The organism is Actinacidiphila glaucinigra, assembly GCF_035918135.1.
GTDB lineage: Bacteria > Actinomycetota > Actinomycetes > Streptomycetales > Streptomycetaceae > Actinacidiphila > Actinacidiphila glaucinigra.
This window is the reverse complement of record NZ_CP109144.1, coordinates 7,431,407-7,448,940: the sequence shown is the minus strand read 5'-3', so window position 1 is coordinate 7,448,940 and position 17,534 is coordinate 7,431,407. Positions and strand designations below refer to the sequence as shown.

Here is a 17,534-nt window from a genome sequence, read left to right as displayed (position 1 = left end):
TTTCAAGCTATAGCCCACAGGGGGCCTTGCGGCAAGGCCCCCGTCGTGCCGCAGAATCACCGCCTTGAGCCGGAAGTCACGGGGATGGGTGTGTTGATGATCGACGTCATCATCGTCGGCGGCGGGCCGACCGGGCTGATGCTGGCCGGCGAACTGCGGCTGCAGGGTGTGCGGGCCCTCGTACTGGAGAAGGAGGCGGCGCCGAGCGTGCAGACCCGCTCGCGCGGCCTGCACGTGCGCAGCATCGAGGTGCTGGACCAGCGCGGTCTGCTGGACCGGTTCCTCGGCCTCGGCAGGAAGGTCACGTCCGGCGGGTTCTTCGCCGGCCTCGCCACGCGGTGGCCGGACCGGCTGGACACCGCCCATTCGTACGTCCTCGCCATCCGGCAGACCGAGACCGAGCGCCTGCTGACCGAGCACGTCACCGGACTCGGCGTCGAGGTCCGGCGCGGCTGCGAACTGACCGCGCTGATCCAGGACGACGACGGGGTGACCGCCGGACTGGCCGACGGGACACGCCTGCGCTCGCACTACCTCGTCGGCTGCGACGGCGGGCGCAGCACCGTGCGCAGGCTGCTCGGGGTCGGCTTCCCCGGCGAGCCCTCCAGGGTCGAGACGCTGATGGGCGAGATGGAGGTGGCCGCGCCGCCGGAGACGGTGGCCTCCGTGGTGGCCGAGGTCCGCAGGACACAGGAGCGGTTCGGCGTCATCCCCGAGCCCGACGGGCGGCACTGCCTCGTCGTGCCGGCCGACGGGGTGACCGGGGACCGCGCGGCGCCGACCCTGGAGGAGTTCAGGGAGCGGCTGCGGGCGGTCGCCGGCACCGACTTCGGCGTGCACTCGCCGCGCTGGCTCTCCCGCTTCGGCGATGCCACCCGGCAGGCCGAGCGGTACCGGGTGGGCCGGGTGCTGCTCGCCGGTGACGCGGCGCACGTCCACCCGCCGACCGGCGGGCAGGGTCTCAACCTGGGCATCCAGGACGCGTTCAACCTCGGCTGGAAGCTCGCCGCCGCGGTGAACGGCTGGGCACCTGAGGGGCTGCTCGACAGCTACCACGCCGAGCGGCACCCGGTGGCCGCCGACGTGCTCGACAACACCCGCGCGCAGATGCAGCTGCTGTCCACCGAGCCGGGTCCGCGGGCGGTGCGCCGGCTGCTGTCCGAACTGGCCGGCTTCGAGGAGGTGAACCGGCACCTGATCGAGAAGATCACCGGGATCGGGATCCGCTACGACTTCGGCGAGGGCCACGAACTGCTCGGCCGGCGGCTGCGTGACGTCGGGCTGACGCGGGGGCGGTTGTACGGGCTGATGCACGGCGGCCGCGGTCTGCTGCTCGACCAGGGCGGGGCGCTGTCGGTGGCGGGCTGGGCGGACCGGGTCGACCACGTCGTCGACGTCAGCGGGGAACTCGACGTCCGCGCGGTGCTGCTGCGGCCCGACGGCCACGTGGCCTGGGCCGGCTCGGACGGGCGCGAACTGCATGCCGCCCTCCCCCGCTGGTTCGGCGCCCCCGCCCACTGAGCCGGTGCGGCCGCGGCGCGGCCGCCCCCTCACCAGGGGGTATCACGTTGCGCCCATGGGGAGTTGCCGAAGGTGACCGGTCGGCCGACTGGCATCCGCAACGCCCGGGGCCGAGACTGCGAGTACGACACACACATCATCCGATCCCGAACAAAGGACCCATCCACCGTTTCCGGATCGCACGCTCGGACGTCGGCCGAGGCGGTGCCGCCTCGGCGCCCGGCCCGATCGCATGTGGTCCGCACCCCTCATGGAGCCGCCATGGCGGACATCCCGGTCGACGTCCTGACACCCGACCCCGACCCCGACCCCGACCCCGGTCCCGGTCCCGATCCGGATCCCGGTGCGGGCCGGTCCACGGCCACCGGCCGGGAACGGATCCTGGCCGAGGTCCTGGCCCCGGTCGTGCAGACCGAGCGGGTCCCGCTCGACAGCAACTTCTTCACCGACCTGGGCGCGGACTCGATGGTGATGGCGCGCTTCTGCGCCCGGCTCAGGAAGCGCCAGGACGTGCCTCCCGTCTCGATCAAGGACGTCTACCGCCACCCGACCGTCAGGAGCCTGGCGGCGGCGCTCACGGACGCCCCGCCTCCGGTCGCCGCCCCGCTTGCCGCGTCCCCGGCGGAGGCACCGTACGGACCGGGCGCGCCGGGGGGCCCGACCGGGACGCCGCGTTACGCGCTGTGCGCGACGCTGCAACTGCTGTTCTTCCTCGCCTACTCCTTCGCGACGGCCCTCGTCTTCGCGGGCGGCGTGGAGTGGATCGCGGGCGGCTCGGGGCTGCTGGGCACCTACCTGCGGGCGGTCGTGTTCGGGGCCGCCGTCTTCCTCGGGGTGTGCGTGCTGCCCGTCCTGGGCAAGTGGGTGCTGGTCGGCCGGTGGCGGCCCCGGGAGATCCGCCTCTGGAGCCTGGCGTACGTCCGCTTCTGGTGCGCCAAGACGCTGATCCGGGCGAATCCGCTGGCGCTGTTCGCCGGGTCCCCGGTCTACTCCCTCTACCTGCGGGCGCTCGGTGCCAGGATCGGCCGGCGCGTCACGGTCCTCACCCGTCACGTACCGGTCTGCACCGACCTGCTCACCGTCGGCGACGGCACGGTGATCCGCAAGGACGCCTTCCTCAACTGCTACCGGGCGCAGTCCGGGGTGATCCGGACCGGGCCGGTCACACTCGGCAGGGACGTGCTGGTCGGCGAGGCGACGGTGCTCGACATCGGGACCTCGATGGGCGACGGCACCCAGCTCGGCCACTCCTCCTCGCTGCACGCCGGCCAGACCGTGCCCGACGGGGAACACTGGCACGGTTCCCCGGCGCAGCCGACCGCGGTCGACTACCGCCGCGCGGCCGGCCCCGCCCGGTGCGGCACCCTCCGCAGGGCCGCCTACGCGGCGACGCAGGTGCTGACGGCCCTGATCGTGTACGTGCCCCTGGCCGTCGGCGGCGTCGTCCTGCTGGTCGCCGCTGTCCCGCAGTTCCGCTCCCTGCTGCAGCCCGGACCCACGGCGCTGACGAGCTGGATGTTCTACGCCGACGCGCTGGCCGCGTCCGCGATCTTCTTCTTCGGCGCCGTCGTCCTGGGAGTCCTGCTCTCGGTGACGGTCCCGCGCGTGCTGAACCTCGTCGTGCGGCCGGACCGCGACTACCCCCTGTTCGGATTCCGCTACGGGGTGCACCGCGCCGTCGGCTTCCTCACCAACCGGCGCTTCCACAAGGTCCTGTTCGGCGACAGCTCGGCGATCGTCCCGTTCCTGAGCCGCCTCGGGTACGACCTGGGCGACGTCGAGCAGACCGGCTCCAACTTCGGCCTCACGGTGCGGCAGGACACCCCCTCCCTGACCAACGTGGGCCGGGGCACGATGATCGCCGACGGGCTGTCGGTCATCAACACCGACTACACCGGCACGTCCTTCCGGACCTCCGAGGTGACGATCGGCCCCCGCAACTTCCTCGGCAACTACATCGCCTTCCCCGCCGGGGGCAGGACCGGCGACAACTGCCTCCTGGCCACCAAGGTGATGGTCCCGCTCGACGGGGAGGTCCGCGAAGGCGTGGGCCTCCTCGGCTCGCCCAGCTTCGAGATCCCCCGGTCCGTCCTGCGGGACAGCAGGTTCGACCATCTCGTCGCGGACCACGCGACCTTCCGGCGCCGCCTGGCGGCCAAGAACCGGCACAACGCCGCCACCATGGCCCTGCACCTGGGGTCGCGGTGGCTGTTCTTCTTCGCGGTCGCCCTGGTCGTGTCGGCCGCCGCGGACCTCTACGACACGTTCGGGCCGGCGGTGATCGCGCTCGCCAACGTCCTCACCGTGCTGTTCGCCGTCACCGGCATGGTGCTGACCGAACGCGCCACAACGGGCCCGCACGGCCTGCGGCCCCTGTACTGCTCGATCTACGAGCGCCCCTTCTGGCGGCACGAGCGCTACTGGAAGATCACCAACCCGACCGAGGCGATCGCGGTGTTCAACGGCACGCCCTTCAAGACCGTCGTCTGGCGACTGCTCGGCGTACGGATCGGCAGCCGGGTCTTCGACGACGGCTGCTACGTGCCGGAACGGTCCCTCGTCAGCATCGGCGACGAGTGCGTCCTCAACGAGGGCACCCGGATCCAGTGCCACTCGCAGGAGGACGGCACCTTCAAGTCGGACCGCACCACGCTGGGAAGCCGCTGCACCGTCGGCGTCGGCGCCCTCGTCCACTACGGCGTGACCATGGGCGACGAGGCGGTCCTCGCTGCCGACTCCTTCCTGATGAAGGGCGAGGAGGTGCCCGAGCGGGCCCGCTGGGGCGGCAACCCGGCCCGGGAGATGCGGGACGCCGTGGCCGGTGGGTCCGGCTGAAGCCGCGGCGCGGGGAACCTTCGGGCGCCGCACCTCGTTTCTACAGCGCTGTAGAAAACGCGGGAGCCCGGTCCGGGAGGCGGCCCGGGCTCCGCCGAGACCTGGAGCGTTCATGCCCCTGTGGGACCGCATCAAGGAATCCACCGCCACCATGCAGACACAGCTCATGGCGAAGAAGAACGACCTCAAGAGCGGTGCCTTCCGTGACGCCGCCATGGCGATGTGCGCGCTCGTCGCCGCCGCCGACGGCAGCATCGACCCGTCGGAACGGCGGCGGGTCGCCCAGCTGATCGCCACCAACGAGGTCCTGCAGAACTTCGGCGCGGCCGACCTGCAGCGCCGTTTCGAGGACAACCTCGCCCGGCTCACCGCGGACTTCGACCTCGGCAAGGTCAGCGTGCTGCAGGAGATCGCCAAGGCCGCCAAGAAGCCCGCCGAGGCGCGCGCGGTCGTCCAGATCGGCATCGTCATCGGCGGCGCCGACGGCGACTTCGACAAGACCGAGCAGGCCGTCGTCCGCGAGGCCTGCCACACCCTCGGCCTGCCTCCGCACGAGTTCGACCTCTAGACCGCTCGCGCGGCCGGCGGCTGAGGACCGGGTGCTGCCGTCCGCCCCGGCGGCAGCACCCCCGTCCCGCGGCGCTACAGCGGCGTGGCCGCGTGCAGGATGAGGAACAAGGTGACCGCGGGCGGCGGCCCTGCCGCGGGGTGTCCGGGTCGGCGTCCACGCCGTGCGGGCGGCACGGGCGGCACGCCGCGACGGCCGGGGTGGAAGCTCGCGGACGAGAGCGCCGAGGCCGCGGTGCCCGCGGCGGCGCCCCAGGCGGCCAGGCCCACCGCCGTGAAGACCGGCGGCCAGGCGCGCCCGGCGGGGGCGGGCGCCAGCAGGGCGGCGACGCGGCGCGGCACCGGGCCGGCGGTCGCGAACCCGGCGGGCCCCGCGAAACCCCCGGTCCGCGGGAGACCCGCGGACCCCCCGAACCCGGCGAGCCCCGCGAGCCCGCCGCCCGGGGTCCCCCCGGAGACGAGCGCGGCCCTGCCGATCGCCAGCGCGACGGTACGGCGGCTGCCGACCGTCCGGGCGGCCTCCTCGTCCGCCCACCGCTCGGTCGTGCAGGAGACCGCGGTACGCAGCGGCCGCAGGAAGGGATTGGCCCGCGCCGCGAGCTGCACGGCCAGCAGGAACCGGTGGTGGCGCCGGGCGAGATGCGAGCGCTCGTGGGCGAACAGGGCGCGGCGCTCGGCCGTCGTCAGCCTGCTCAGCATCCCGCTGCTGACCACGATCCGGGGACGCCGGCCGGGCAGCGCGTACGCGTACGGCGCGCCGTCGGGCAGTACCGCGACCGGCCCCGCCGGCAGGCCCTCCAGCGCGCGCCGGGCCCGGACGCGGACGCCGCGGTGCCGCCACACCGCCCGGGCGCACGACCCGAGCACGAGGATCAGCGCCGCGATCGCCGCCTTGCCGGCGACCTCGTCGTACGGGACCGCCGCGCGCACCTCCGGGTCCGACCACCCGTCCGGCAGCGGATTGCCCGGCAGTCGCGCGGTGTCGACCACCATCAGCAGGGCCAGGCAGAGCGTGCTGCACAACGCGAGCACCCCGGCCACCGCCGACAGCAGCCAGGTCGCCGTCCGGGGGTGCAGATGCTGCTCGGCCAGCCGGGCGACCGGCCACGCCGTCAGGGGCAGGACCAGCGGCAGGAAGACGAAGACCCCCATGTCCGGCCCTACTCCTCGGCTTCCCCGGCCCGGTCCAGCAGTTCCCGCAGCATCTGCTCGTCCTGCGGCAGCAGGCCGGTCACGAAGCTGGCCAGCACCGCCTGCCGGTCCTGCTCCCCGTCCAGCACCTTCCGCATGCGCAGCGCCGCCAGGTCCGCCTGGTCGGCGGTCGGCGTCCACACGAACGAGCGGCCGGCCCGCTCCCTCGTCACCGCGCCCTTGGCCAGCAGCCGCGTCAGGATGGTCACCACCGTGGTGTAGGCGAGAGCGCAGCCCAGTTCCTCCTGCACCCATGCCGCACTCGCCGGTCCCGGCGCCGCGCGCAGCGCCGCCAGCACCTCGGCCTCCAGCTCGCCCTGACCGCGCCGCCTGCCGTGCACCCGGTCCCTCACCCCGTCTCCTCCGGCCGGCCACGGCATCCGCCGCGGCCGGGGCGGTTCATCGTAGCCAGCGGCGGCGGTGCGCCCTGGCCCACGCCTACTACAGTGCTGTAGTTTCCACAGGGTCGTCACCACGGGCGCACCGGCGCCCCGTCCAGCCGGAGGGAAGCCGCCCGATGTTCGGCCTCAGCGAAATCGCCCTGCTGCTCATCGTGGTCGTCGTCCTGATCGGCATCAGGAAGCTCCCCGACCTCGTCCGCTCCGCCGGAAAGGCCACCCGCATCCTCAAGAGCGAGGCCGCGGCCATGAAGGCGGACGACGACCCGGCCGCCGAGCGGCCAGCCCCGCAGGTCATCCGGGCGGCCCCCGGGGACGTGATCCGCAGGACCGACGAGGCGGACGGCACCGGCCGCTGAACCCCTCCCCGGCCGCTCGGCCGAAGCCCCGTACGGGTGCACGCCGTGCTGCCATCACCCTGCACGGACCGCCGGGTGTCGGGCAGGGGAACCGTGACGGGATTCGAGATCGCACTGGTCATCCTCGCGAGCGGCCACGTCGCCGGAGGCGCGTACCACCGGCTGCGCGGGGCCGCGGCCGAGCGGCGCAAGGCCCGGCGGCAGGAGCCGAACGGGCCGGAGCCCGTGTGCGGTTGCGGACACCACCTCGCCTGCCGCGACGTGCGCGACGGCCTGTGCCACGCCTCCGACCCGGCGCGGTCCGGACACCGCCGGCGAACCTGTACGCGCCGGAGATCGCCGCGCCGCCCGCGGGAGGTCCCCGGCGCGAGGCCGCCGCCTAGCGGCTCAGGCAGCCTCCCCGACCGCCGTGGCGGGGCCGACGAGTTCCTCGAGGACGTCCTCCATGGTGACGTAGCCGAGCAGCGTGCCGTCGTCCCCCGTGACCGCGGCCAGGTGCGTGCCCGCGGCCCGCAGGGCGGTGAGCGTGTCGTCCAGCGGGGTGGTGGGGCGCAGCCGGATGACGGGGTGGAAGGAGCTCCGGGGGAAGGAGCGGTCGCGTTCGGCGACGCCGAGGGTGTCCTTGATGTGGAGGAAGCCCAGGACGCCGCCGTCGGCGCCGGTGACCGGCAGGCGCGAGTAGCCGGAGGCGGTGGCGGTCCGCTCCAGCTCGTCCGGGGTGACCCGCTCGCCGACGGTGACCATGCGGCCGGCCGGCACGAGGATCTCCCCCACCGGACGGCTGCCCAGTTCCAGGGCGTCCCGCAGGCGCTCGCCACCCGAGGCGTCGAGCAGGCCGGCGGCGCTGGAGTCCTGGACCAGCCGGGCCAGTTCGTCGTCGGTGAAGACCGCCGCGACCTCGTTCTTCGGTTCGACGCGGAGCAGCCGCAGCAGGGCGTTGGCGAAGGCGTTGACGCCGAAGACCAACGGCCGCAGTGCGTGGGTGACGGCCACCAGCGGCGGGCCGAGCAGCAGCGCGGAGCGTTCGGGCGCGGCGAGCGCGATGTTCTTGGGCACCATCTCGCCGACGAGCATGTGCAGGTAGGTGGCCACCGTCAGGGCGATCACGAACGAGATCGGGTGCACCAGCGCGTGCGGGACGTGCGCGGCCTCGAAGGCCGGCTCCAGCAGGTGCGCGATGGCGGGTTCGGCGACCGCGCCCAGCACCAGCGAGGAGACGGTGATGCCCAGCTGCGCGGTGGCCAGCAGGGCGGACAGGTGCTCCAGGCCCCACAGCACCGTGCGGGCGCGCTTGTCGCCTCCTTGCGCGCGCGGCTCGATCTGGCTGCGCCGTACGGAGATCAGGGCGAATTCGCCGCCCACGAAGAAGGCGTTCGTCAGCAGCGTGAGGGCGCCGACGGCGAGCTGCAGCGCGGTCATCGGGCGTCCTCCGCAATGCGTGCGACACGGACCCGTTCGGCCACGTGGTGGTCGACGCTGAGCACGGTGAAGCGCCAGCCGCCGACCTCCGCGGCGTCGCCCCGGGCGGGGATCCGGCCGAGGGCGGCGGCCAGCAGGCCGGCGACGGTCTCGTACGGGCCGTCGGACGCGGTCAGGCCGATGCCGGCGAGCTGGTCCATACGGATGTTGCCGTCGGCCTCCCAGGACCCGTCGTCCGCGGGGGCGAGGTCGGGCCGCTGCTGGGGGTCGTGCTCGTCGCGCACGTCGCCGACGACCTCCTCCACGACGTCCTCGACGGTGACGACACCGGCGGTGCCGCCGTACTCGTCGATGACGACGGCCATGGTGCGGCGGCTGCGCATCCGGTCCAGCAGCCGGTTCACCGGCAGGCTGTCGGGGACGAGCAGCGGGGCGGTGGCCAGTGCGCCGACGGGTGTGCCGGCGCGCTCGCCGGCCGGGAGGGCCAGCACGTCGCGGATGTGGACGGTGCCGACGACCTCGTCGAGGCTGTCCCGGTAGACGGGGAAGCGGGACAGGCCGGTGGACAGCGACAGGGCCGCGGCGTCGGCGGCGGTCGCGTGGGCCTCCAGGGCCCGGACGTCCACGCGCGGGGTCATGACGTTCTCCGCGGTCAGCTCGCTCAGGTGGAGGGTGCGGACGAAGAGCTCGGCGGAGTCCGGTTCGAGCACGCCCTCGGCGGCGGAGTGGCGGGCCAGGGCCCGCAGCTCGTCCGGTGTGCGGGCGGAGGCCAGTTCCTCGGCCGGTTCCAGGCCGAAGCGGCGCACCAGGCGGTTCGCGGTGTCATTGAGGTGGTTGATCAGCGGCGAGAAGGCCGCGGTGAAGCCGCGCTGCGGCCCGGCCACCACCTTGGCGACGGCCAGCGGGCGGGAGATCGCCCAGTTCTTGGGCACCAGCTCGCCGATCACCATCAGCACCACGGTCGAGACGACGACGCCCAGGACGGTCCCGGTCATGGACGCGGCCCCCTCGGGCAGGCCGACGGCCTCGATCGGGCCGCTCAGCAGCACCGACAGGGACGGCTCGGCGAGCATGCCGATGACCAGCGAGGTCACCGTGATGCCCAACTGCGCGCCGGACAGCTGCAGGGTCAGCCGCCGCACGGCCTTGAGGGCGCCGTCCGCGCCGCGCTCACCGGCGGCGGCGGAACGTTCCAGCTCGCCGCGCTCCACCGTGGTCAGGGAGAACTCCGCCGCGACGAACACCGCGCAGGCCAGGGTCAGCAGCAGGGCCAGCAGGAGGAGCAGGACTTCGGTCACCGTGTCACTCCCGTTCCCACACCTCGGCGGGCCTCTCGGGGGATGACACGGTCGGTACTCGGGGGATGGTCCATCGCGGGAACCGCGGCTCCTTCTTCGTGCTCGGTACGGCAGGTTTCACCCATAGTAAAGGAAGCGCAAAGGCGGCCGTCAATGGAGACGGGCCTTCTGCCGCCGCCCCGGCGGGCCCCCACGCTCGGACGAAGACCGCTCGGCCATGTGGGTGTCTTGGGAACTTCTTTACCTGACGCGGTAGTTCTGCGGGTGGCCCGCAGGGGGCCGACGGAACCACAGGTGAAGGAGCGAACGCCGCAATGGTGTTCAAACGGCCACGGGCGGACGACAGGGAATCCTGACCCGCTCGCCTCCCGGCTTTCCGGCGGGCCGTGCCGCGGCCGGCGGCACGGCCCGCTCCAGTGCAACCCGCTCCACCGCGGGCCGCACCCCGTCCGTCCGGCCACCGCCACCGTCCGACCTCATGTCGCGCACGTTCCCTCGGGCGGCTCCGCCGCCGGGCCGTGCCGCCCCGACCATCCGTGGAGTCACCCCCCGATGTCCTGGTTCGAAGCCGCCGTCCTCGGCCTGCTGCAGGGGCTCACCGAGTTCCTGCCCGTATCCTCCAGCGCCCACCTGCGCGTGTTCTCCGCCCTGGCCGGCTGGAAGGACCCGGGGTCCGCCTTCACGGCCGTGACGCAGCTGGGCACCGAGACGGCCGTGCTGATCTACTTCCGCCGCGACATCGTCTCGATCGTCAAGGCCTGGACGACATCCCTCTTCGTCCCGGACCGGCGCAAGGACCCCGACGCCCGCATGGGCTGGTTCGTCATCATCGGGACGATCCCCATCGCGGTCCTCGGCGCCGTCTTCCAGCACAGCATCGAGACGTCACTGCGCGATCTGCGGATCACCGGCACCGTGCTGATCCTCTTCGGACTGGTCCTCGCCGTCGCCGACCGCACCCGGGCGATCCGCAAGGCCAAGCCCATCAGCGAGCTGACCCTCCCGCACGCCCTCGGCTACGGCTTCGCCCAGTCACTCGCCCTCATCCCCGGGGTGTCCCGCTCCGGCGGCACGATCAGCGCGGGGCTCTTCCTCGGCTACAGCCGTGAGGCGGCCGCCCGCTACTCCTTCCTGCTGGCCATCCCGGCGGTCCTCGCGTCCGGCACCCTGGAACTGTTCAAGATCGGCGGCGGAACGGCCCCCGCCTGGGGGCCGACGCTGCTCGCCACCGGGATCGCCTTCGTCGTGGGCTACGCGGCCATCGCCTGGTTCCTCAGGTATGTCTCCACGCACAGCTTCACGCCGTTCGTGATCTACCGCGTGCTGCTCGGCGCGCTGATCATCGGGCTGGTCGCCGTCGGCGCGGTCGCACCGGGCGCGGGCGACGTGGGCTGACCCGGCCCGGCTCAGTCCTCGTCCTGCGCGTCGTCGTCACGCTCGCCGTCGCCCTGGTCGTCGCCCCGGTCCGCGGACGGTGTGACGGCCTGGGGCGCGGACCCGGCCCCCTGGGTCGGCGTCGCGCTCGGACCGTCGTCGGGGGTATTGGCGGAGCTGCTCTCCGGTGAGAACCAGACCATGCCGAGGATCACCGCCACCACGAAGGCCACCACCCCGGCGATGGCGCTCGCGACGCGCGGCCGGTAGCGGATGAACTCGCCGGGGCTGCGACGCTGCGCCGGGGCCGCCCGCCGCCTGGGCGCAGCGGACCGCGCGCCGCGCGCCGACCGCGTCGCCGGCGGCCGCACGAGCGCCGAGGTACCGGCCCTGCTCCCGGCGTCGTTCGGGGTGGCGTTGCCTGCGCCGCGCGACGCGACGGTGGCGGGCGGGGGAACGGGGTGCGCGCGCCAGGCGTCGGTGCGGAACCAGTCGGCCACGTCCTGGGCCGTCGGCCGGTCCTCCGGCTGCTTGGCCAGGAGTCCGAGCAGGTAGCTCTCGAAGGCCGCGGGCAGCTCGACGCCCCGCTGCGAGGGCGGCACGGGCGCACTGTCGATGTGCTGGTAGAGCAGGGCCGTCGGGCTGTCGCCCTGGAACGGCGTACGGCCCGTCAGCAGCTGGTAGAGGACGCACCCGAGGGCGTAGACGTCGGAGGCCGGTCCCGCGTTCTGGCCCAGGGCACGTTCGGGGGCGAGGTAGAGGCTGGTGCCGACGATCTGCCCGGTCATGGTGAGCGCGGCGGCCGGATCGTCGACGAACCTGGCTATGCCGAAGTCGCCGATCTTGAGTGAACCGGCCGCGTCGAGCATCAGGTTGCCCGGCTTGATGTCCCGGTGCACGATGCCCTGCTGGTGGGCGGCCGCCAGCCCCGCGGCGGCCTGCGCGGCGACGACCGCGACGTGTTCGGCCCCCAGCACGTGCCCGGCCTCCAGCAACTGGGCCAGACTGTCGCCCTCGACCAGTTCCATGACGAGGAAGAACCGCCCGTCCCAGGCTCCGAAGTCGAAGACCGCCACGACGTGCGGGTGCCCCAGACGCGCCGCCGTCTGCGCCTCCAGCCGGAAGCGCGCGGCCGCGGAGGCGTCCGAGCCGTCGCCCAGCAGGAGCTTCACCGCGACGGGACGTCCCAGCACCTCGTCGGTCGCCCGCCACACCTCGCCCATGCCGCCGCGGCCGATGGGCGCGTCCAAGCGATACCGATCCGCCACCAGCACGTCGTACGACCTCGATCCCGCGAGCCAAACCAGACCCCCCTTAAGGTACTTCACCCGCACACTCGCGGTGACCTGCGGCCGCAACCGCCGGGGACCCGCACCTCGCCGGGGAACCCCGGAGCGGCCGGGCCCCGCCCGCCCGAACGAAGTCGCCCGTCACGCCGTGGACTTGACGCTCCGGAACCGACTGCCGGATCGTCCCGGCCAGGTCGGCGCGCGCCACCCGGACGGGCACGGGCGCTGCGCTGAGCACGGCCTCCGGCTCTCCGACCGTGCCTGGCTGTCCACGCCGGTCAACTCGCCGGCCGGGCGCATCCGGGGCAGATCCCGGCCCCGGCCCGCCGGGCGCGGGGTGGGAGGCCCGTACCGGCGGCTCCCGCTCGGGGCCGGCGTACGCGTGCCCGTACCCCGGGGAGCGGCGGAACCCCAGGTCCGCCTCGGACCGCTTGCACATCCGGACCGGAACGGGCCGGTGTCCGATCGACGGGCGGCCTCCGGCCCGGCGGAGGCTCCCGGCCGGACACGGTCCGCCGGCGGCCCAGGACGAGGGGAAGGATGGACACGGCCCGCGCATGGCGACGCCTGCTCGGAGGCGTTCTGCTCTTCGCCGCCGCCGTCACGGCGGTGCACGGCTCCGGCACCGCGCAGGCCCGTGGTGCGGCCGGAACGGCCGTGGTCATCGCGGTGCCGGCGGGCTGCGGGGCCCGCCTCGTCCGCACCGCGGCTCACCGCCGCCGCTGAGCCGCACCCGCGGCCGGCGTCAACGCCGCCCGTCCCACGTCGCATTGTGCAGGAAGTAGGTGTCATACCGCTCCTGCACCTCCAGCAGGCTCTCCGCCGTGACCTCGCCCAGAGCTAAGCGCTGCAAGTGGCGGAAGTACTCGAAGCGTTCGACGCCCGGGGTGATGACGATGAGCATGTCGGCATCGCATCCGGGCGCCGCGGCGAAGGCATGGGGACGCCCGGGCGGGACGACGACCAGGTCGCCCGCGCCGGCGGTGACGACCTCGTCCCCGGACAGGAACCGGGCCTCGCCGTCGAGCATGTAGAACATCTCGGCCGACCTGCCGTGCCGGTGCGGCCGGGCGCCGTCGGCACCCCCCGTCAGGGTCACGCGCTGGGTGGACAGCGCGCCGCCGGTCGCACTGCTGTCGGCCAGCAGCCGGACGGTGGTGGGGGCGCAGCCGATCACCTCGGCCTCGGTGGAGCGGACGATCACGGAGGGGTCGAAGTCGGGCACGATCAATGACATTGCGGGCTCCTTGTCCGGGTGGTGACGGGTCTCGAAGGCCGTGCGGGGTCGTGACGGGGCTTCGGGAACCGCGGTCACACGGCGAAGAGCAGGGCCGCGCTGACGAGGACGACGACCGCGGTGGCGAAGTGGATGCCGAAGGCGACGGCCTTGGTGCCGCCGTGCCGCAGGACTGTCAGGGTGTCGCCGAGCGGGACGAGCGCCACGATCAGCATGAACCAGGCCTCGGCGCGGGCGCCGGCGAAGGCGAGCAGGGCCAGGCCCATCACGCCGAAGGTGGCGTCCCGCAGGCCCTTGACGGCCAGGTAGGCGCCGGCCCCGTCGCCCTCGGCGGGCACGCCGTACGCGGCGGCCGCGGGGCGGGGCCGGAGCAGGAACCGGGCTCCGATAAGGAGCACCAGGAGGTCGAGCACGACGGCCAGGGTGTACGCGGTGGTGGTCACGTCCACATCTCCTTGCTAGCAGCGCTAGGGGCAAGAGCGAAGCTAGCAGAGCATCGACAGAAGGTCTAGCGGTGCTAGAATTCCTCTCATGACGATCCGGACGCGCCGGGAGCGCGAGCGAGCCGACCGCGAGCAGCTGATCATCACGGCCGCGCGGGAACTGGCGGAGGCCGAGGGCTGGGACGCGGTCACCACACGGCGGCTGGCCGCCGAGATCGAGTACAGCCAGCCCGTCCTGTACAGCCACTTCAAGGGCAAGGACGCCATCATGGCCGCCGTGGCGGTGCAGGGGTTCGCGGAACTGGCCGCCGGGCTGCGGGAGGCGCGCGCAGCGGTGACGGGGCCGCGGGAGACCCTCGCCGCGGTGGGTGGCGCGTACACGGCGTTCGCGCGGCGGCGGCCGGCCCTCTATGACGCGATGTTCACGCACCACGTCGGCCTGCCCTTCGCCACACCCGAGGCCCCGGCGGCCCTGCGCGAGGCGTTCGGTGAACTGCTGCGCGCCGTCGAGCCGGTAGCGGGTGCCGACGGCGCGCCGGACCTCCTCACGGAGACCTACTGGGCGGGGCTGCACGGCCTGGTCACCCTCATGCGCAGCGGCCGCCTGCCGGAGGAGGCGCACGAGCGCCGCCTCGCCCTGCTGAACGCCCGCTTCACCAGCGGCGGTTGAGCCCGGCGCCGAGGGCTCCCGCGCCCCTCAGGGGACGAGGACGGTGAGCGAGGTGGCGGTCACCGCGAACCCCAGCCGCTCGTACAGCCCGCGGGCGGGATTGGCGTCGCTCACCGCCAGGCCGATCCGTGGGAGACCGCCCGTCGCCGCGTCCGCCAGCACCCGGCGCAGCAGCCGGGAACCGAGACCGGCACAACGGGAATCCGGCTGCCGGAAGACCGTCGCGACCCACGGGAGGCCGTCGCGGTCCGTCACGACGACCCCGGCGACGACGTGGTCGGACGCGTCGACCGCCAGGGCGCTGCACGGCAGGACCGGCCCGAGCACGGCGCCCGACAGCACCGGGGCCAGCTGGGCGTCGAGGGCCTCCTGGTCACCGCCCTCGTGGTGGTCGGGGTGACCGGGCGCGAAGGCGGCGCGCCACGCGGGGAACAGCTCCCGGGCCGTGCGGTCGCAGGGGACGGCGCTCAGTCCGTCGGGCAGGGGCCACGAGGCCCACTCGGGCGGCGGGGGGTCGGCGACGAGGTCGCGCTCCATTGCGTGGGCGTGCCGGAGGACCCGGGCGCCGTGCCGTACGAGCTGCTCCCCCAGTTCGACGGAGCCCGACACCGCCCACCCCGGCAGGCCCGCGAGTACGGCCGGCACGGGGTCCGGTCCCACCGCTTCCGCGAGGTCGGCCCAGGGACGGCCTTCCCTGACCCCCTCGACGTACGTCAGTTGCGGCAGGCCCCCCGGCCCGCGCAGGACCAGGCGCTCTTCCTCGTGCACGGCCACTCAGTACCCGCCCGCCGTGGTCGCCATCGCTCTCATGCGGCCCATGCTGCGGGCCGCCCGCCGGTGCGCGCAAACGATTTGCGGTCGGGGGACCGCCGTGGCGCACCGGCGCGCGGGACGGTCAGACCCGCGCGGCGGGGTAGGTCGGGTACTCGACCTCGGAGACGTGCTGGACGACCCGGATGACCTGGCAGGAGTAGCCGAACTCGTTGTCGTACCAGAGGTAGAGGATGGCGTTGTCGCCGTCGACCTTGGTGGCGCCGGCGTCGACGATCGATGCGTGGCGCGAGCCGATGAAGTCGCTGGAGACGGCGTCGGGGGCGCTGATGAAGTCGATCTGGCGCTTGAGCGGCGAGGTCAGCGACACCTCGCGGAGGTGGTCGAGGACCTCCTCGCGGGTGGTCTCGCGGGCGAGTTGCAGGCTGAGGATCGCGATCGAGACGTCCGGCACCGGCACCCGGATGGAGCTGCCGGTGATCCTCGCCTTGAGGTCGGGCAGCGCCTTGGCGACGGCCGAGGCGGCACCGGTCTCGGTGATGACCATGTTGAGCGGCGCCGAACGGCCGCGGCGGTCGGAGCTGTGGTAGTTGTCCAGCAGGTTCTGGTCGTTGGTGAACGAGTGCACCGTCTCGACGTGGCCGCGCAGGACGCCGTACTCGTCCGCCATCGCCTTCAGCGGCGGCACGATCGCGTTGGTGGTGCAGGAGGCGCAGGACAGGATCCGCTCGTCCGGCTTGATCATGTCGTGGTTGACGCCGTGGACGACGTTGGGGACGTCCCCCTTGCCCGGCGCGGTCAGGACGACCTTGTCGACGCCGGGACGCAGGTGCTGCGAAAGCCCCTCGCGGTCCCGCCACTTGCCGGTGTTGTCGATGAGGATGGCGTTCTCGATGCCGTACGCCGTGTAGTCCAGCGACGCCGGGTCGTCGGCGTAGATCACCTTGATCGCGTTGCCGTTGGCGATGATCGTGCTGTTCGCCTCGTCGATGGTGATCGTGCCCTGGAACTGGCCGTGGATGGAGTCGCGGCGCAGCAGTGAGGCCCGCTTGACGAGGTCTTCGGCTGCCCGGCCGGAGCCCTTGCGGACGACGACGGCGCGCAGCCTCAGGCCGTTGCCGGAACCGGACTTCTCGATCAGCAGCCGGGCCAGGAGACGGCCGATGCGGCCGAATCCGTAGAGGACGACGTCGCGCGGCTCGCGGCGCTCGATCTTGTTGGCACCGGTGGCGCCCGCGACGGCCCCGGCGGTGAACTCCTCCACGGACAGCCCGCGGTCGTCGGCCCGGTAGGTCGCGGCGAGCATGCCGAGGTCGATCTGGGACGGGCCGAGGTCGAGCGTGGTGAGGGCCCGCAGGAACGGCAGCGTCTCGGTGACGGAGAGCTCCTGTCCGGCGATCTGCCGGACGAAGCGGTGGGCCTTGAGGATGCTGATCACCGACTTGTTCACCAAGGAGCGGCTGTGCAGCAGGACGGTCACGTCCTGCTCCCTGTGCAGCTTCCCGATGATCGGAATCATCGATTCCGCGATCTCCTCGCGGTGCTTCCAGTCGGTGAACGAGTCCTCGTTGACAGTCACAGGCGCATCTTTCGAGCTAGGCGGTGCTCATATGTTAACCACACCGCCACCTCGCGCTTTCCGCGGGTCCCGCCCGCCGTCGTTCAGGAGACCGCGACGACGCCCACGGCGGCCGAGCCGGTGTCCGCGCGCAGCAGGACGTCGTAGAGGTACCCGTCGCCGGCCCGCGGGGCCACGGTCGCCCGCGCCCCGGTCGGCAGCGCGCGGGAGACCGTCTCGTGCCGCTCCCCCGGCGCCGAGCCGCTGACCGCCACGAGCCGCACCGAGGTCCTGCCGATGTTCTCGAACGTCACCGAACGGGTCCTGGGGCACGGGTCGCCGTGCTCATCCGAGCAGTGGAAGCGGACGTCGCCGAGGCCCACCAGCCCGCAGGAGATGTCGGTGGCGAAGGCGAAGTGCGAGGAGCAGACGGCCCCCACCCGCAGGTCCTGCACGGTCGCCCCGGCAGCCGTGCCACCGGGGCGGGGCGCGTCGCCGGAGCGAGGGGCGTCCGCGCAGGAGACGACGGACACACCGAGGGCGGCGGTGGCGAGTGCTGCGGGCAGGAGTGCTGTGCGCACCTGTGGCTCCAGATGTGGTGCAG

The 17,534-nt window shown here is 73.4% G+C and carries 17 protein-coding genes; 7 read left to right on the top strand and 10 right to left on the bottom strand.

Annotated features, from left to right (window positions below; translation table 11 throughout):
- The first annotated feature begins 96 nt into the window (after window positions 1-96).
- The 3 genes from rox to OIE69_RS33575 all read left to right on the top strand — a co-directional run bounded on the left by rox (window position 97) and on the right by OIE69_RS33575 (window position 4,924).
- Window positions 97-1,521, top strand: coding sequence for a rifampin monooxygenase (gene rox, locus OIE69_RS33585; protein WP_326578178.1), 1,425 nt, complete (start codon window positions 97-99; stop codon window positions 1,519-1,521).
- Window positions 1,522-1,782: 261 nt separating this feature from the next.
- Window positions 1,783-4,356 carry a Pls/PosA family non-ribosomal peptide synthetase gene (locus OIE69_RS33580; RefSeq protein WP_326578176.1) on the top strand — a complete coding sequence of 858 codons (2,574 nt, stop codon included), beginning with the start codon at window positions 1,783-1,785 and terminating at the stop codon, window positions 4,354-4,356.
- A 112-nt stretch (window positions 4,357-4,468) separates the two neighbouring features.
- Window positions 4,469-4,924 carry a tellurite resistance TerB family protein gene (locus tag OIE69_RS33575; RefSeq protein WP_326578174.1) on the top strand — a complete coding sequence of 152 codons (456 nt, stop codon included), beginning with the start codon at window positions 4,469-4,471 and terminating at the stop codon, window positions 4,922-4,924.
- A 74-nt stretch (window positions 4,925-4,998) separates the two neighbouring features.
- On the opposite strand, the gene OIE69_RS33570 is transcribed toward OIE69_RS33575, so the two are convergent.
- Together OIE69_RS33570 and OIE69_RS33565 are read right to left on the bottom strand one after the other, a co-directional pair.
- Complete coding sequence (locus OIE69_RS33570; protein WP_326578171.1) at window positions 4,999-6,075, bottom strand: M56 family metallopeptidase; 1,077 nt, start codon at window positions 6,073-6,075, stop codon at window positions 4,999-5,001.
- An 8-nt stretch (window positions 6,076-6,083) separates the two neighbouring features.
- The gene (locus OIE69_RS33565; protein ID WP_326578169.1) at window positions 6,084-6,494 is read right to left on the bottom strand and encodes a BlaI/MecI/CopY family transcriptional regulator; all 411 of its coding nucleotides are present in this window, start codon (window positions 6,492-6,494) and stop codon (window positions 6,084-6,086) included.
- A gap of 137 nt (window positions 6,495-6,631) precedes the next feature.
- On the opposite strand from OIE69_RS33565, the gene OIE69_RS33560 reads away from it, so the two are divergent.
- A complete protein-coding gene (locus tag OIE69_RS33560) occupies window positions 6,632-6,871 on the top strand; it encodes a twin-arginine translocase TatA/TatE family subunit (RefSeq protein WP_326578167.1) in 240 nt (79 codons plus the stop codon).
- 387 nt (window positions 6,872-7,258) lie between these two features.
- On the opposite strand, the gene OIE69_RS33555 is transcribed toward OIE69_RS33560, so the two are convergent.
- Window positions 7,259-8,290 carry a hemolysin family protein gene (locus tag OIE69_RS33555; protein ID WP_326578165.1) on the bottom strand — a complete coding sequence of 344 codons (1,032 nt, stop codon included), beginning with the start codon at window positions 8,288-8,290 and terminating at the stop codon, window positions 7,259-7,261.
- Entirely contained in the window at window positions 8,287-9,588 is a 1,302-nt protein-coding gene (locus OIE69_RS33550) for a hemolysin family protein (RefSeq protein WP_326578163.1), read from the bottom strand. The genes OIE69_RS33555 and OIE69_RS33550 overlap by 4 nt, the downstream gene beginning before the upstream one ends.
- Before the next feature lie 552 nt (window positions 9,589-10,140).
- On the opposite strand from OIE69_RS33550, the gene OIE69_RS33545 reads away from it, so the two are divergent.
- Window positions 10,141-10,983, top strand: coding sequence for an undecaprenyl-diphosphate phosphatase (locus tag OIE69_RS33545; RefSeq protein WP_326578161.1), 843 nt, complete (start codon window positions 10,141-10,143; stop codon window positions 10,981-10,983).
- 11 nt (window positions 10,984-10,994) lie between these two features.
- Here OIE69_RS33545 and OIE69_RS33540 read toward each other — a convergent pair whose 3' ends face one another.
- On the bottom strand, window positions 10,995-12,212 hold the full coding sequence (locus OIE69_RS33540; RefSeq protein ID WP_326578159.1) for a serine/threonine-protein kinase: 1,218 nt from the start codon (window positions 12,210-12,212) through the stop codon (window positions 10,995-10,997).
- Between the two features lie 579 nt (window positions 12,213-12,791).
- Between OIE69_RS33540 and OIE69_RS33535 the strand changes: the two genes are divergently transcribed.
- Window positions 12,792-12,977: a hypothetical protein gene (locus tag OIE69_RS33535; RefSeq protein WP_326578157.1), complete on the top strand. Its 186-nt coding sequence runs from the start codon at window positions 12,792-12,794 to the stop codon at window positions 12,975-12,977.
- 19 nt (window positions 12,978-12,996) lie between these two features.
- Here OIE69_RS33535 and OIE69_RS33530 read toward each other — a convergent pair whose 3' ends face one another.
- Together OIE69_RS33530 and OIE69_RS33525 are read right to left on the bottom strand one after the other, a co-directional pair.
- A complete protein-coding gene (locus OIE69_RS33530; protein ID WP_326578156.1) occupies window positions 12,997-13,488 on the bottom strand; it encodes a cupin domain-containing protein in 492 nt (163 codons plus the stop codon).
- Between the two features lie 74 nt (window positions 13,489-13,562).
- Window positions 13,563-13,931, bottom strand: a complete 369-nt coding sequence (locus tag OIE69_RS33525) for a DUF4267 domain-containing protein (protein ID WP_326578154.1) — start codon at window positions 13,929-13,931, stop codon at window positions 13,563-13,565.
- A gap of 88 nt (window positions 13,932-14,019) precedes the next feature.
- Between OIE69_RS33525 and OIE69_RS33520 the strand changes: the two genes are divergently transcribed.
- The gene (locus OIE69_RS33520; protein ID WP_326578152.1) at window positions 14,020-14,601 is read left to right on the top strand and encodes a TetR/AcrR family transcriptional regulator; all 582 of its coding nucleotides are present in this window, start codon (window positions 14,020-14,022) and stop codon (window positions 14,599-14,601) included.
- A gap of 27 nt (window positions 14,602-14,628) precedes the next feature.
- Here OIE69_RS33520 and OIE69_RS33515 read toward each other — a convergent pair whose 3' ends face one another.
- The 3 genes from OIE69_RS33515 to OIE69_RS33505 form a co-directional block, all read right to left on the bottom strand.
- Window positions 14,629-15,369 (bottom strand): GNAT family N-acetyltransferase, encoded by a 741-nt coding sequence (locus tag OIE69_RS33515; protein ID WP_326578151.1) that lies wholly within the window; start codon window positions 15,367-15,369, stop codon window positions 14,629-14,631.
- A gap of 127 nt (window positions 15,370-15,496) precedes the next feature.
- Window positions 15,497-16,951: a glyceraldehyde-3-phosphate dehydrogenase gene (locus tag OIE69_RS33510; RefSeq protein WP_326578150.1), complete on the bottom strand. Its 1,455-nt coding sequence runs from the start codon at window positions 16,949-16,951 to the stop codon at window positions 15,497-15,499.
- 83 nt (window positions 16,952-17,034) lie between these two features.
- On the bottom strand, window positions 17,035-17,511 hold the full coding sequence (locus OIE69_RS33505) for a hypothetical protein (protein WP_326578149.1): 477 nt from the start codon (window positions 17,509-17,511) through the stop codon (window positions 17,035-17,037).
- Between the last annotated feature and the right edge of the window lie 23 nt (window positions 17,512-17,534).